This is a genomic window from Roseibium sp., from assembly GCF_025698965.1.
In the GTDB taxonomy this organism is placed as follows: Bacteria; Pseudomonadota; Alphaproteobacteria; order Rhizobiales; family Stappiaceae; genus Roseibium.
The window spans coordinates 21,400-35,476 of record NZ_JAILWL010000007.1; the positions used below are offsets into that span (position 1 = coordinate 21,400).

At 54.3% G+C, this 14,077-nt stretch carries 15 protein-coding genes; 9 read left to right on the forward strand and 6 right to left on the reverse strand.

The genetic code is table 11. From position 1 onward, the window contains the following. Positions 1 to 63 precede the first annotated feature (63 nt). The 5 genes from K5905_RS01325 (at position 64) to K5905_RS01345 (ending at position 5,275) form a co-directional block, all read left to right on the forward strand. On the forward strand, positions 64 to 453 hold the full coding sequence (locus tag K5905_RS01325; RefSeq protein WP_297579306.1) for a hypothetical protein: 390 nt from the start codon (positions 64 to 66) through the stop codon (positions 451 to 453). A 268-nt stretch (positions 454 to 721) separates the two neighbouring features. Beyond that, positions 722 to 1,438: a response regulator transcription factor gene (locus tag K5905_RS01330; RefSeq protein ID WP_297579309.1), complete on the forward strand. Its 717-nt coding sequence runs from the start codon at positions 722 to 724 to the stop codon at positions 1,436 to 1,438. 9 nt (positions 1,439 to 1,447) lie between these two features. Then, the gene (locus K5905_RS01335; protein WP_297579312.1) at positions 1,448 to 3,037 is read left to right on the forward strand and encodes an ATP-binding protein; all 1,590 of its coding nucleotides are present in this window, start codon (positions 1,448 to 1,450) and stop codon (positions 3,035 to 3,037) included. Positions 3,038 to 3,581: 544 nt separating this feature from the next. Next, positions 3,582 to 4,712, forward strand: a complete 1,131-nt coding sequence (locus K5905_RS01340; RefSeq protein ID WP_297579315.1) for a type III PLP-dependent enzyme — start codon at positions 3,582 to 3,584, stop codon at positions 4,710 to 4,712. Between the two features lie 11 nt (positions 4,713 to 4,723). Continuing rightward, positions 4,724 to 5,275, forward strand: a complete 552-nt coding sequence (locus K5905_RS01345; RefSeq protein WP_297579318.1) for a GNAT family N-acetyltransferase — start codon at positions 4,724 to 4,726, stop codon at positions 5,273 to 5,275. 163 nt (positions 5,276 to 5,438) lie between these two features. Here the strand turns inward: K5905_RS01345 and K5905_RS01350 are convergent, their stop codons facing one another. Next, positions 5,439 to 6,410 carry a hypothetical protein gene (locus tag K5905_RS01350; protein ID WP_297579321.1) on the reverse strand — a complete coding sequence of 324 codons (972 nt, stop codon included), beginning with the start codon at positions 6,408 to 6,410 and terminating at the stop codon, positions 5,439 to 5,441. 37 nt (positions 6,411 to 6,447) lie between these two features. Here K5905_RS01350 and K5905_RS01355 point away from each other — a divergent pair, with 37 nt between their 5' ends. Both K5905_RS01355 and K5905_RS01360 read left to right on the forward strand, forming a co-directional pair. Next, a complete protein-coding gene (locus K5905_RS01355; RefSeq protein WP_297579325.1) occupies positions 6,448 to 7,833 on the forward strand; it encodes a homospermidine synthase in 1,386 nt (461 codons plus the stop codon). 312 nt (positions 7,834 to 8,145) lie between these two features. Further along, the gene (locus K5905_RS01360) at positions 8,146 to 8,487 is read left to right on the forward strand and encodes an MHYT domain-containing protein (protein WP_297579327.1); all 342 of its coding nucleotides are present in this window, start codon (positions 8,146 to 8,148) and stop codon (positions 8,485 to 8,487) included. Positions 8,488 to 8,617: 130 nt separating this feature from the next. Here the strand turns inward: K5905_RS01360 and K5905_RS01365 are convergent, their stop codons facing one another. Next, positions 8,618 to 9,010, reverse strand: a complete 393-nt coding sequence (locus K5905_RS01365) for a DM13 domain-containing protein (RefSeq protein ID WP_297579330.1) — start codon at positions 9,008 to 9,010, stop codon at positions 8,618 to 8,620. 415 nt (positions 9,011 to 9,425) lie between these two features. Between K5905_RS01365 and K5905_RS01370 the strand changes: the two genes are divergently transcribed. Continuing rightward, positions 9,426 to 10,904 (forward strand): PAS domain-containing methyl-accepting chemotaxis protein, encoded by a 1,479-nt coding sequence (locus K5905_RS01370; protein WP_297579333.1) that lies wholly within the window; start codon positions 9,426 to 9,428, stop codon positions 10,902 to 10,904. 174 nt (positions 10,905 to 11,078) lie between these two features. Here K5905_RS01370 and K5905_RS01375 read toward each other — a convergent pair whose 3' ends face one another. The 3 genes from K5905_RS01375 to K5905_RS01385 all read right to left on the reverse strand — a co-directional run bounded on the left by K5905_RS01375 (position 11,079) and on the right by K5905_RS01385 (position 12,412). Beyond that, entirely contained in the window at positions 11,079 to 11,483 is a 405-nt protein-coding gene (locus tag K5905_RS01375) for a curlin (protein ID WP_297579336.1), read from the reverse strand. A gap of 29 nt (positions 11,484 to 11,512) precedes the next feature. Continuing rightward, the gene (gene csgH / locus K5905_RS01380) at positions 11,513 to 11,905 is read right to left on the reverse strand and encodes a curli-like amyloid fiber formation chaperone CsgH (RefSeq protein WP_297579339.1); all 393 of its coding nucleotides are present in this window, start codon (positions 11,903 to 11,905) and stop codon (positions 11,513 to 11,515) included. 72 nt (positions 11,906 to 11,977) lie between these two features. Further along, the gene (locus K5905_RS01385) at positions 11,978 to 12,412 is read right to left on the reverse strand and encodes a curlin (RefSeq protein ID WP_297579341.1); all 435 of its coding nucleotides are present in this window, start codon (positions 12,410 to 12,412) and stop codon (positions 11,978 to 11,980) included. 374 nt (positions 12,413 to 12,786) lie between these two features. On the opposite strand from K5905_RS01385, the gene K5905_RS01390 reads away from it, so the two are divergent. Further along, entirely contained in the window at positions 12,787 to 13,062 is a 276-nt protein-coding gene (locus K5905_RS01390; RefSeq protein WP_297579343.1) for a phosphopantetheine-binding protein, read from the forward strand. 32 nt (positions 13,063 to 13,094) lie between these two features. Here the strand turns inward: K5905_RS01390 and K5905_RS01395 are convergent. After that, the coding region (locus tag K5905_RS01395) for an adenylate/guanylate cyclase domain-containing protein (protein ID WP_297579345.1) at positions 13,095 to 14,077 on the reverse strand (983 nt) is incomplete at its 5' end.

The following is a 14,077-nucleotide window of genomic DNA, read 5'->3' on the forward strand; positions in this document are numbered from 1 at the left end:
TCTGCACGAAATCTGCAGAAACCCTGAACAAGCCGTGCACCTGGGTGCCGCAGAACGAGCGCCATGAAACAGATGACACGCCTGAAATTGACTTCCGCCGGCTCCTTGATTGCCGTCTTTGGTTTCGCTATCGCTTCGATCAGTGCCGTATTTCTGGTGGTGGAGGGAGCTGCCGCGACACCGCTGGAAACGCTTCCGGTTCGAAATATTCTCAATGATCCCGGCAGCGTAGTTTCACTATTCGCCGACAACTTCAATTCCATGACCTGCCGGATAGCAGCAATCGGCATACTGTTGCTTCTTGCCACGTGGTTGTGGCTCAGACTTCTTCCCCGGACGTCGCTCCACAAGCCGGTCACCAGACGAACACCTTCGGCATGCGGAAACAAGATCGTTATAGATAGATCTCTGCCGCGCGGTCTGCTTCGTGATGGTTGGTGGCTGGAAAGCTAGTGTAGTGAATTTGAAATTCACTTCATCAAGACCGCTCCTTCCGTGGCGAGTATCAAGTTAAAAAACCACACTAGGAACAAACACTTGTCAGTCACCCTTTTGAATAGGCAGTTCGTCGGAGTGCATTGAGAAATGGGACGAACCCCAGATTTGGGTGACTGGCGCGAATTTGCAGTATACGGAGTGACTTGATAGCGCTTCGGGGCCGGTTCGGGTATTTCTAGTGTTCCGGTAATGAGCTGCGAACCCATTTGTCAGGATTGAAGATTTGCAGACCCATACGATTCTCGTTGTTGATGATGATCCGCACATACGCGAGGTCATTTGCTTTGCGCTTCAAAAAGCATCTTATGGCTTTGAGGTAGCAGCGGATGGCAAGGAAGCGCTGGACAAGGCAACGCTCTGTGATCCGGCTTTGATTGTTCTTGATATCGGTCTGCCTGAAATGGACGGATTGGAAGTCTGCAAGCATTTGCGAAAAACTTCTGATGTGCCGGTGCTGTTCCTATCCGCGCGGGACGATGAGATTGATCGCATTGTCGGGTTGGAAATCGGTGCGGATGACTATGTAACCAAACCCTTCAGCCCGCGCGAACTGATCGCCCGGATCGGGGCAATTCTCAAACGATACGGGGCTCCTGCGCCCGTGCCGGAAGCAGGCGGCGAGGCCAGACTGCAAAATGGCATTCTGGAGCTGGTCAGGGAACAACGGCTTGTGCAGGTGAGTGACGAGCCGGTTGCTCTGACAGCGATCGAATTCGACATTCTAGCAGCGCTGCTCAGCCGTCCGAAAATCGTTTTTACACGCGAACAGATCCTGGAGAGAGCCTACAAGGACAACATTCACGTCTCCGACCGAACCATTGACAGCCACATCCGCAACATCCGCGCCAAACTCGGAGCCGCCGGGTGTGTAGACGCCATTGAAACGGTCCATGGCGTCGGTTTTCGGCTTGGGCCGTGCCACAACAGTCACACCGTCTAACCCGAGTTGATGTTGCTTTCGCCTTCCTTTCGCAACCGCTGGCGCCCACCGCTCAGCTTCGTCGTGGCCGTGGTGCTTGGTATCATGTTGCTGGTTCCACTCGGTGGGATCGTGTTTTTCCGGGTCTATGAAAACCAGCTCATCCAGACGACAGAAGCAGAACTGATCGCACAGTCAGCGGCAATCGCAGCAACAACTGCGCAACAGCTGAAGGAGGTCGTGTATGAAAGCCTGCCCTTGGGCGCGAAGGCGCGTTCTCCCAAGACGCAGTATTCCTACCTCCGAAAGTCGCTTGGAGAATGGTCGCCTCAACTTCCGACGCTGGACCTCAACAAGACGCCGATCCTGCCAAGGCGACCTGCCGCCATACCATCCGATAAGCCTGTTCACGACGCTTTGAAATCCGTCGGGCAGAAAATCGATCCAATTCTTCAAGAGACTCAAAAGCTCACTCTGGCCGGGTTCCGTATACTTGACGCAAACGGTGTGGTGATTGCCGGGCGAGATGAAATCGGTCACTCGCTCGCCCATGTCAGCGAAGTCGGCAAAGCTCTTTCCGGACAATATGCCAGCGCTCTGCGCGAGCGTATCGTCGACAATCCGCAACCCATCTATTCAATTAGCCGGGGAACGTCAGTGCGTGTGTTCACCGCGCTGCCGATCGTGGTGGACGGCCGAGTGGCGGGTGTCGTCTATGCATCGCGAACCCCCAGCAACATCCTGAAAGAAATGTTCTTGAAACGGGAAACCGTTTTCTGGGTTCTGGCCTTTGTGCTGGGAGCGACATTTGTCGTCGGGGTCATTTTCGTGCGCGCCATCTCAGGTCCAATCAGGGCTTTGACGGCCCGGTCGCTTAAAATCGGCAGTGGTGATCGCGACGCCCTGAAGCCACTGGCAACACATGGCAATCGGGAAATTTACGCGCTCTCGTCAAGCATGCTGGAAATGTCGCGCAAGCTGTTTGAACGCAATGACTACATCAACACATTTGCCAATCACGTCACGCATGAGATGAAGACACCGCTGACTTCCATTCAGGGGGCTGCGGAACTGCTGTTGGATGGCGGCGAAGGTTTGAGCGAAGCAGAGCGTAGCCGATTCCTGCAAAACATTTTGAGCGATACGGCTCGTGCGTCACGGCTCCTGAATCGGCTTCGGGAACTTGCCCGAGCCGACAGCATCGATATTGGTGGTTCGTGCCGGTTGGTTGAAGTCCTGGGTGAAATCGGCGCAACGCGGAAACAGCTGAACATTGAATGGGATCGCGACTGCGTTTTGCCGCTGTCAAAGGAAAACGCCCGGATCGTGTTTGAAAACCTGATCGAAAATTCGCAGAAACATGGCGCGAGCACGGTTACAGTATCCGTGACTGAAAGCGATGACGGGTTGACACTTCATATCGCCGACAATGGTGATGGGATTTCACCCGGTAATGCGGAACAGATTTTCGATCTCTTCTTCACGACAAGACGGGAAGAGGGCGGCACCGGTATGGGGCTTGGTATCGTTCAAGCCGTACTTCAGGCGCATGGCGCAGTGATCCGCCTGAAACCGGACTGGGATGCGGGGACCTGTTTCGAGATTTCGTTCGAACGATAACACCGGGTACCAGGTCCACACCTGAAATTCCGTGGCAACCGCCTTCCCAAAAAAAATGCAAATGACCCTCGTATTTTTACTTGCGCTCCATTGCGAATGAGCGCATATACCGCGTGCCCAAATTCGCACGTGCCCGAGGTCGTTCATGGGGTGCCTTGTTTAAAGGACATCTCTTAAGGGGCCGCTGCCACATACACCGCCAAGGGGCGGGCAGCAGATCCGTACGGCTTAAAGCAACGACGTAAGAGGGCTTTTTTGGTCTCTGCCGGGGTATCCAACCTCCGGCGTCACTGAAGAGGCACTTGTTACATCCTTGCCCGACGTGCGGCTCGGTATTTCCGATCCAATCAACGGCATTTCCGACGCGGGAAAGCGTTGCGCTGTTCGTCAGCTGCAATTGCCCAACCGTCGCTGCAGTCAACCCGGCCTCCGGTTCCATCCCGGGGGAGGCCCGGTGGGTATTGCAGCACCCTGCGACGTGAACCTGCAGCGCGCCTCATTGGCATAAGCGTGTATGCGGCCAGAATTGAGAGGGGAAATCCCCATGAGCGAACGTATCCGCGACTTCCTGCGACGACGCGACGACGATGGTCCCTGTGTTGTTGTCGATCTCGACATCGTGCGTGACAATTTCCAGGCATTTGCCAGGTCGCTGCCGGACACATCCGTTTACTACGCGGTGAAAGCCAACCCGGCGCCGGAGATCCTGTCCCTTTTGGAGAGCCTCGGTTCGTCGTTTGACTGCGCTTCCGTCGGTGAAATTGAAATGGTTCTTGCGACAGGTGCTGCAGCCGATCGCATTTCCTACGGCAATACCATCAAGAAGGAGAAGGACATTGCGCGTGCCTTTGCATATGGCGTCCGGCTCTTTGCGGTCGACTGCGTCGAAGAAGTTGAAAAAATCGCCCGCGTCGCCCCGGGTGCAAAAGTCTTCTGCAGGGTCCTGTGCGACGGTGCCGGTGCCGAATGGCCGCTCTCCCGCAAATTCGGCTGCGATCCGGACATGGCGTCCGACGTCCTTGAACACGCCCATCGTCTCGGTCTTGTTGCCTACGGCGTCTCCTTCCATGTCGGCTCCCAGCAAGCCAACCTGCAAGCCTGGGATTTCGCTCTCGCCATGGCGTCCGACGTCTTCAAGGAAATGGCGCTGCGCGGCATCGAATTGAAAATGGTCAATATGGGTGGTGGGTTCCCGACCCGGTACCTGAAGGACATTCCCGGTGTGCCGAGTTACGGCGAGGCGATTTTTCATGCTCTGACCAAGCATTTCGGGAACCGGTTGCCATCCACAATCATTGAGCCGGGCCGCGGCATGGTCGGAAATGCGGGTGTTATCGAGGCGGAGGTTGTTCTGATCTCGAGAAAATCCGAGCAGGACGACGTGCGCTGGGTTTATCTCGATATCGGCAAATTTCATGGGCTGGCCGAGACCATGGACGAAGCGATCCGCTATCCGATCCGCACGCCGAAAGACGGGGATGCGAAAACTCCCTGCGTGTTGGCCGGTCCGACTTGCGACAGCGTGGACGTGCTCTACGAAAAAACACCCTATGAGTTGCCGGTCAGTCTTTCGATTGGTGACAAGGTGCTGATCGAGGCCTGTGGTGCCTACACCACAACCTATTCCTCAGTTGGTTTTAACGGTTTCGCACCACTGGCGTCCTTCGTCATCTAGGAACCTGAACCATGATCTCGATCGTTAACGAGGCGCCGGAGCATTTCGGCGCGCGTGAACTTTTGCTCGACCGGTGCTTTGGTGAGGACCGGTTCGCAAAAACGTCGGAGCGGTTGCGCGAAGGCCGGTTGCCGGTATTCGCCTTTGCCGCTCTGAACGAGGCCGGCCTTCTGGCCGGGACGGTGCGGCTGTGGTCCGTGGCGGACCGCAACGGAACTCAAAGTCTGTTGCTCGGACCACTTGCCGTTGCCCCGGAGTGCCGGGGACGGCAAGTTGGCGATCGGCTTTTGCGCCATGCGCTCAACCAGGTTGCCGTCCATGGCCACGGGTCTGTGATCCTGGTCGGGGATCAGCGCTATTATACCCGCTTCGGATTCTCGGCGGGATTGTTGAACCGGATCACTCTTCCAGGGCCAGTCGCCCATGACCGTTTTCTGGGATTGGAAATCGTTTCCGGTCAATTGTCATTGCTGAGTGGAGAAATTTCAGCTGCTGGTGAGAAAGCAGCTTCGCAGTTCTTTTCACCCGCTCTGCAATCTTTGTTGCCGGACAAATGTGTCTGACCCCAGGTTTGGTCGCCGGAAAATCTCAAGTAAACACTTGAAATTCTGTCGTAAACCGGTCACTGCTAATCGAAAGTGCATCTAGTGCGCTTCTGTGCATGGGGCGATTTCCAAAAGGGCTGCCTGAGAAATTTTTGACGTAGGCAGGCTTTCCGGCGATCGCTTAGCGAACGATTGGAGCCTGGAACATGACCGACGAAACCAGCGGCAGCGCGCCAAAGAAAACAACCCGGAAAACTGCCCCGAAAAACACCCGAAAACCTGCCGCAAAGGCGGCTTCGTCCCAAAAACCCGCTGTCAAGGCTTCGACAAGCGCGAAGTCTGCTCCTGCAAAGCCAACAACCAAAGCTGCGGCGGCCAAGACCGCTGCAAGCAAATCGGCGGCAAGTAGATCTACCTCCGCATCCAAGCCGCCAGCAAAATCATCAACGACGAAGAAACCGGCTGTTGCCTCAAAATCTGCAGCAAAGCCTGCTGCCGCGAAGTCATCTGGAAGTGCGAAAACAGGCACGGCCAAGCCTGCAACCAAAGCAGCGGCATCCAAGACCGCAGCCAGCAAACCGGCAGCGAGCCGATCCGCCGCCGCATCCAGGCCTTCGGCAAAACCGGCGACATCAAGGAAACCGGCAACGAAATCCGCTGCGGCGAAAAAGCCAGCCGCTGTGAAACCAACTGCAAGCGCAAAAGCAGGCACGGCCAAGCCTGCAACCAAAGCAGCGGCATCTAGGACTGCAGCCAGCAAACCGGCAGCGAGCCGATCCGCCGCCGCATCCAGGCCTTCGGCAAAACCGGCGACATCAAGGAAACCGGCAACGAAATCCGCTGCGGCGAAAAAGCCAGCCGCTGTGAAACCAACTGCGACCAAACCTGCATCAAAGACGTCCGCTACAAAGACAGCGGCACCCGCTGTGACGAAGCCGACCGCCAGCAAACCGGCAGCGGTTAAAGCTGCTGCTGCTAAACCACCGGTCGGCAAATCAACTGCGAACAAACCTGTCGCCGCCCGATCGGCCTCAACAAAGCCTGCAGCAACGAAACCGGCGACTGTCGCTGCAGGTGCCCCGGCAAAAAAGGCGCTCGCACGCAAGCCTGTTGCCAGAAAGCCGGCCACCAGAGCAGCTGCTTCCTCGGTCAATTACCCAGTTCACGGCACTATCAGCGGACCGCTTGTCATGATCGGCCTTGGGTCCATCGGCAAAGGCACTCTGCCGTTGATCGAGCGTCATTTCAAATTCGACAAGAGCCGCTTCACCGTGATCGACCCCGTCGACACGGACGCGAAACTGGTGAGAGACAAGGGCTACAGGTTTCAGAAAGTCGCGCTCACTCCGGAAAACTATAAAAACATACTCACTCCGATTTTGAGCGCTGGGGAAGGGCAGGGTTTTGTCGTCAACCTGTCTGTCGACACCTCTTCGCTCGAACTGATGAAGCTGTGCCGTAAACTCGGCGTTCTCTATCTCGACACGGTCGTTGAACCTTGGCCGGGATTCTACTTCGACGAAAACGCCAGTGCAGCCGATCGTACAAATTATGCGTTGCGTGAAACGGTACGCAAAGAAAAAGCCAGAAAGCCGGGCGGCACGACGGCTGTTTCCTGCTGTGGTGCCAATCCTGGCATGGTGTCCTGGCTGGTAAAAAAAGCGCTGGTGGATATTGCCGCCGACACCGGAACGAAATTCAAAGAGCCCAAAAACCGCAAGGGCTGGGCGAAGCTTATGAAGAAGACTGGTGTCAAAGGCATTCATATCGCCGAACGTGATACCCAGCGTGCCAAACAACCAAAGCCGCCAAATACCTTCTGGAACACCTGGTCGGTGGAAGGATTCCTGTCAGAAGGCTTTCAACCGGCCGAACTTGGATGGGGAACGCACGAGGCCTGGAAACCGAAAAACGCCAAAAGCCACAAGAAAGGATGCAACGCGGCGATTTATATTGAGCAGCCTGGCGCAAATACCCGGGTAAGAAGCTGGTGCCCAACGCCTGGTGCGCAGTTCGGCTTCTTGGTGACACATAACGAGGCGATTTCGATCGCCGACTATTTCACACTTGAGAACGGCAAGAAGGTTTCCTACCGGCCGACCTGCCACTATGCCTATCACCCGGCTGACGAAGCTGTGCTCTCGCTGGACGAGCTCTTCGGAGCCGCGGGGAAAGTGCAGAAGACACTGCATGTGCTGACCGAGGATGAAATTCGCGACGGAACAGACGAACTTGGCGTGTTTCTTTATGGTCACAAGAAGAATGCCTACTGGTATGGATCCCAGCTTTCGGTAGAGGAAACACGCAAACTTGCACCTAACCAGAACGCCACCGGTCTGCAGGTAAGTTCAGCGGTCATAGCTGGTATGGCCTGGGCTCTGGAGAACCCGGAAGCGGGGATCGTCGAAACAGACGAGATGGACTACAAGCGCTGCCTTGAAATCCAAATGCCGTATCTTGGTCCGGTCAAGGGGTATTATACGGATTGGACACCGCTCGACGGTCGCCCCGGTTTCTTCAAGGAAGACCTGGACAAGAATGATCCCTGGCAGTTCCGGAATATTCTGGTTCAGTAGATCCTACTTCAATGTGCGACGAGGCTCTGAACACCAATCAGAGCCTCTTTGCCCAACGAACTGCTTGCCTCCTGTCAGAAAGTTCGACCGGTCAAAGGCGGTGTTGTTGCCAGGCAAACTGCAGGCGGCAGAAGTAGATTAATTATTTTTGAAAAATCCCTGCTGCTCTGGAATGTGAAACAATCGTTTCCTACCTAAGCCGGGTTGCTGAACGAAACCATTCCAATTCAGCGAACCAGGCGGTCCGGTCTTGAGGATCGGGATTGCTCAGCAAGATCTTTAACAATCGAAATGGTTCTGGATATTCCTGTGATGAGCATTCTGTTCGATGCCAGCCTTCTGATGCTGGATGTCGCCATCTTTGGCGCAACTGTTTTCGGCTATTTCATTGTTTCGAGGTTCTTTCAGGCGAAAAGGCGTCGCGGTTTTATGGGTGGCGATGGTATTGCCTTCGTGATTGCCGGTGTCCTCTTTACCGCATTCACAGTCAGTTATATCGAAATTTTCAGTCTGGCTTTCCGCTTGCCGTTCTCTGCTTACACTGATCTTGCGATCGGACTTGGCAGCGTCACGGTGGCGATTGCTTTGGCCTATGCCGCTTCCAAGGTTCATTTGACCCGCAAGGAACGGTCTCGGAGAGCTGTTTCAGGATAAGACCTGTGGCTTTTCGTTTTCATCGGCTTGTTTCTCAAGGAAAAAATCAACCTCGGCGCGATGGCCGAGGTAATGGTTTGGAACTTGGTTGGTGCTTCGGTCAAATGATCCGACATTTAACGGATGCGCTCTAATTACCGAGTTTTGCGACCCCGAGAGGGACATTGAATTTGCGGCACCAGATGTAGACTTCGTTATAGGCGTTTGCGTCGATCCCGTTGCGCAGTCGATAGCTTTGCTTGCCATTCAGGTTTTTCAGCGCGCCAAGATCCGTTCTGGCGTCGTATTTGCCGTTCTTGCCAAGACCCACACGAGCGTCCGGTGCACCATCCAGGCTGAAATCATTGAAAAGTACGACACGCGAACCAGTCAGTTCAGCCTTGCCGGTCGTGACATGGTTGCTGCGTCCTGAAAACTTGCCGGTTCGACCATCACCACCTGCCCAGGCAGGGCCCAGGCCTGTCATAAGGCCTGCCGCCGCGAAGCCTGCCGTTAGTTTTAAAACTTGTCTGCGGTTTTGCATCAGGTGCTTCCTTCTCCAGTGTTTGCGGGCAAGCGCTCATCAGGATGCCGCGCGATGCGACCGTTCGATACGGCCGAAGAGAGAAACGTTCCTCAGCTTGATTGGCTCCATGGTTTCTGTTCGCAATCGATAACAAAATTGCGAATTCCGCGCGAGCAGTTCCGCTTGAATAGATGTGCAATTCAAATAACAGGAATATCTCTGGCCTATCAGGATTTTTACTTAAGTCTGAAATCTAATTTTCAGTTTCTGCACTCAATCGAAAGTTGTTTTCTTTGTTTTATATGTATTTATGGTATGTTTTGTCAGTTGAAAAATAGGTAAACCTTACAATACGCTTCTGTAATCAGTTTAGATCAATAATTTTTTTACTTTCCGCTGCGTTAATTTAATTATCACTGTTGTGGGGGAAAGAATGGCTTTTCTGGTTCGAAATTCTGCGAAAGCGATCCTTGACGCTTTCAGTCGTTCACAGGCGATGATTGAATTTACGCCGGATGGTGTCATTCTGGATGCCAACCCGAATTTCCTGGGGGCGATGGGTTACGCTCTTGAGGAAATCAAAGGCCAGCATCATCGGTTGTTTGTTGACCCGGACTATGCAGAAAGCCAGGAGTATGTGGACTTTTGGCACGAGCTTGCAGAGGGCCAGTTCAAAGCCGCCGAGTTTCTCCGGTTTGACAAACAGGGAAACGATGTCTGGATCCAGGCATCGTACAATCCCGTCATGAACGGAGCCGGCAAAGTCGTAAAAGTCGTCAAGATTGCCGCGGATATCACCGCGCAGAAGATGCGTAATGCGGATAATGAAGGTCAGGTGGACGCGATCAACCGATCACAGGCCGTCATTCACTTTGAATTGGATGGCACGATCCTCGACGCAAACGATAATTTTCTGTCGGCCATGGGTTACTCTCTGGAAGAAATTCAGGGACAGCATCATGGAATGTTTGTTGAACCCGATTTCCGTGAAAGCGCTGAGTACCGTCAGTTCTGGGAAGACCTTGCAGCCGGTCAATTCAAGTCCAACGAGTTCAAGCGGATTGCCAAGGGGGGACGGGAGATTTGGATCCAGGCAACCTATAACCCCATTTACGATGCGGCCGGACGACCGTTCAAGGTGGTAAAATTCGCCTCCGATATCACGGAACAGGTCACTGAGCGGCACCGCCGGGTTGAAACGCAGAAGAAGATTGACGAAGACTTGTCTGAAATCGCGCAATCCATCTCGGAAGCCTCGCATCAGGCCAATGAATCAGCCTCAGCGTCTGAACAAACGTCTTCCAGCGTTCAGACTGTGGCTGCTGCGGCTGAAGAGCTCGTCGCGTCCATTCAGGAAATCAGCCGGCAGGTTCAGGTGGCACTTGAAGTGTCTCAAAACGCGGTCGGTGAGGCCGAACGTTCAAGCGAAATCATGTCCGGTCTTTCTGAAGATGCCAAGACGATCGGATCTGTCATCGAATTGATCGACGGGATTGCGGACCAAACCAATCTTCTGGCGCTGAACGCGACAATTGAAGCTGCCCGGGCCGGCGAGGCTGGCAAAGGTTTTGCGGTTGTCGCTTCTGAAGTGAAGAACCTTGCCTCTCAGACCAGCAAGGCAACCGAGGAAATCTCGGCTCAGGTCAGTTCCGTGCAGGAGACGACCGAGAATGCAGTTGATGCGATTGCCTCAATCATGGCGGTGATCAAGAATATCGGTGAAATTGCAACAAGCATATCGACGGCAGTCGAGGAGCAAACAGCCGTCACCAACGATATCTCGTCAAATATGCAGTCCGCGGCCCAGGGGGTGGATCTGATCACCAAGAACATGCAGGTGATATCGTCTGCGACGACGCAGATCGATGCAGCCACGAACAACGTCCGCGAAGCATCCCTGACATTGCAGTAGATTTGTCAGGTCCTGAATTGATTTGCCCTTCCGGATGAAGATGCTCTGCGTGAATGAGCTGATAGCGAAAACGGCTGTGCTTGGGGCATGAAATCCGCCGCCCGCCAAAGGCGGGGCAGCGGGGCCGGCCAATGAGACCGTCGTTCCAAAATCGGTTTTCGCACAGTCACGTTCTCACCACCCGAATTGGAACGTTGTTCCTGTTTGACCATGGCCGTTTTGAACGACGTGGCCATTGGTGTTTCTTCCGAACTGAAACAGTCCATAAGAATTGTTGTTGCCATGCTGCTGCAATGTGCCGTTGTGGCCGTTACCGTCCTGATAAACAATGCCGTGGTTGGCAAAACCGTTCTGAAGGATTCCTGCGGCGTTGCCGAAACCGTTTTGCTTGATGCCGCCCTGCTTGCCGAGATCATTGGCCACAGCAGCTGCGATGAGCCCGGCGCGCATCAGGTGTTGTTGTTCAGCGTTTTGCGGGTTCAAGGTTACGGAAAAGGAGCCTCCGGCAAGGGCTGGCGTTGCTGTCAGTCCACCGACCAATGCAGCCGCGGCGATAAAGCGAGTGATTTTACGGGTCATTTGTGCGTCTTTCGTAAGAATGAGGATGGTCAGATGTGATCGCCGATACGGGTCTCGCATTCAAAGGACGCGCCATCGATCCTGTATTGCAGTCGGGCGTCATAGATGCCGTCGTTGCCAAGCGTAACGCGACCGATTTCGGCTTTGCCGTCCCGACCGATTTCGAAGGCTCCACCTTGACTGGTGGACGTTGTTCCACTTGCGCCGCCGCCTTTGATGGTCAAGCGATACTGGCCGGCCTGGCCGGGTTCACCTTTTGCTATCCCGGTCAGGGTCAAAGAGCCTCGGCCGGTCTCAGTGTTGATAGCGCATGCATTTTCTGACGTATTTTCATGAGCTTGCGAGGTATCTGTCGCATAATGTACTGCACCAAACCCGGCAATCAGGGCTGCAAGGCTCATGGCTTTAAGATTGGAAAACATGGTTTCCTCCTTGAGGATGTTTCGGTGGCCGGATTGACCGGACCACCAAAAGCATCAGGGATAGGTGAAGTCCTACGGACACGTTTGGACAAAGGCGGCAACATTGCCGGAGCCGGCTTGATTGACGGATGCTTCGCAACCGTGCCCGACCTGGACACCGGCCGCGATGTTGCCGTTCCCATCCTGGGTCATAACCGCGTTGTGGTCGGTGCCGAACTGGCCAACCCCTGCAGAATTGCCCGAGCCGTTCTGCCAGGTGTCGGCAAAGTTATGTGCTCCGGTCTGGCCGACCGCGGTAGTATTGCTGTTGCCGAACTGATTGCTGATGGTCTCATTGGCATGTCCGTCTTGGAAAATGCCGATCAGATTGTTGAAACCATTCTGGTTGCCGCCTGCAACGTGACCAAATCCGAATTGCTCGATATTGATGCCGTTTGCGCTGACGGGCAGGGATGCGGCGGTAAGAAAAATGGCTGCGGTGGTGCCGAGAACAATTTTGCGGAACATCTGGACTTCCTCCTGTCGGTGCGGCCTCGCCGCGTTTTGAAGACAAGTGGAAGTTAGTCGGCGCGTTCGGAACTCGCCCTGAATGTCGCGTTCAGATTGGGTTCATTGTGGTGTTCAAATTTGGGCAGAGGCAGTTTGCTAGGTATAGCCAGGCGATCTGGCTTGTCGTGGAATGACCTAAAAAACTATGTTTGTTTGAACTTGTTCTGGTGTGTTTCGGCGAGCCCAAACACTCGATTGTTATCGAAAAATGGTGGAAATCCGCCTCATCAAGATAATTTTACCATCGTAAATAATAACAATGCTTGCAGCGGACGAGTTTTGCTGGCATCCGTTGGTTGTAATGTATTCATTATCTTATTTTTGAGTCTTAGATGTCTGATATTTTTGATAAAATCAAAGCGATCACCGCAAGGAACTTCAATTTGGCCACGTGGATTATCAACAGGGATACCACGCTAAGTAGATTGGGGGCAGATAGCCTTGATGCCATTGGTCTGATCATGGCCGTTGAAAGGGAACTTGGCTGTCTTGTCCCGAACGACGCGTTCAGTGCGGCAGTCCCCGCGTCGGGTGAAATGACATTCGGCACCTTCGTCGACATCATTGAAAAATCCATAAGGCGGGATGGTCGTAAGATAGCAGGGTGAATGATCTGCGATCTCGATGAGTGATGTCTTGCTCAACCGATCAAGCGCACCACTTCCATGGGTTCCGCCTTGCCCTTGACCATTTGCGCACCGATCGGTTCCTGCTGAATGTCGTCACTCAGTTTCTTCGCAACCTCTTTGGAGACCAGGATCGTCACATCTGCGTCCGGATCGATCTCTTTGCCGAGGCTTTCAAGCCTTGAGGCCGCGTTTACCGTATCGCCGATCACGGTGTAATTGACGCGTTCTGGTGCGCCGATGTCACCGACCACGAGGGGACCGAGATGCAGACCAATGCGGATACGTATCGGAGGTTTACCCTCGTTCCTTCTGTGACAATTGTCTTCACGTATCGCACGGGCCATACCGAGAGCCGCGCGCGCCGCGTGCTCTGCCGGATTGTCGAGATGATCCGGTGCGCCCCAGAATGCCATGACACTATCGCCGATATATTTGTCGATCGTCCCTCCGTTCTTTCTGATCTCAGCGCCCAGAAGCGACAGGTGATGGTTCACGAATGCTGCGGTTTGCGAAGCAGACATGCCTTCTGAAGCAGAGGTGAAACCGGCAATATCTGTGAACAGGACGGCGACTTCACGTTCTTCCGGCGGTGCGTCGGCGCGGCCTTCGCTGAGCAGTTTGAGCACCAGCGCTTTTGGCACATAACGCCGAAATGCATCCAGACCGCTGACCATGGAATTGAAGCCGCTGGCCAGGTCGTCCAATTCTCGCACCGAGCTGCGCGGCAGTTCCTCGACAGCATCCAGATCCAGTTTCGCGACAGCGCGCGCTCCGATTGCTGCCCTGCGGATCGGTTGTCCGATCCTATGGGCGAGTAGACCGGCTCCAACCAGTGACAATCCCAGTAGCGCAACTCCAAGAACGATGGAATCAGTGAGCTGGTCGAAAGGCTGTTCGAGGATCGACGCGGGAAAATGGGCCCCCATCGCGATGGGCAAACCGAACGAGCCTTGTTGGCCCCGGTCCAGAATAACAAATCGCTTGTCCTGAAACT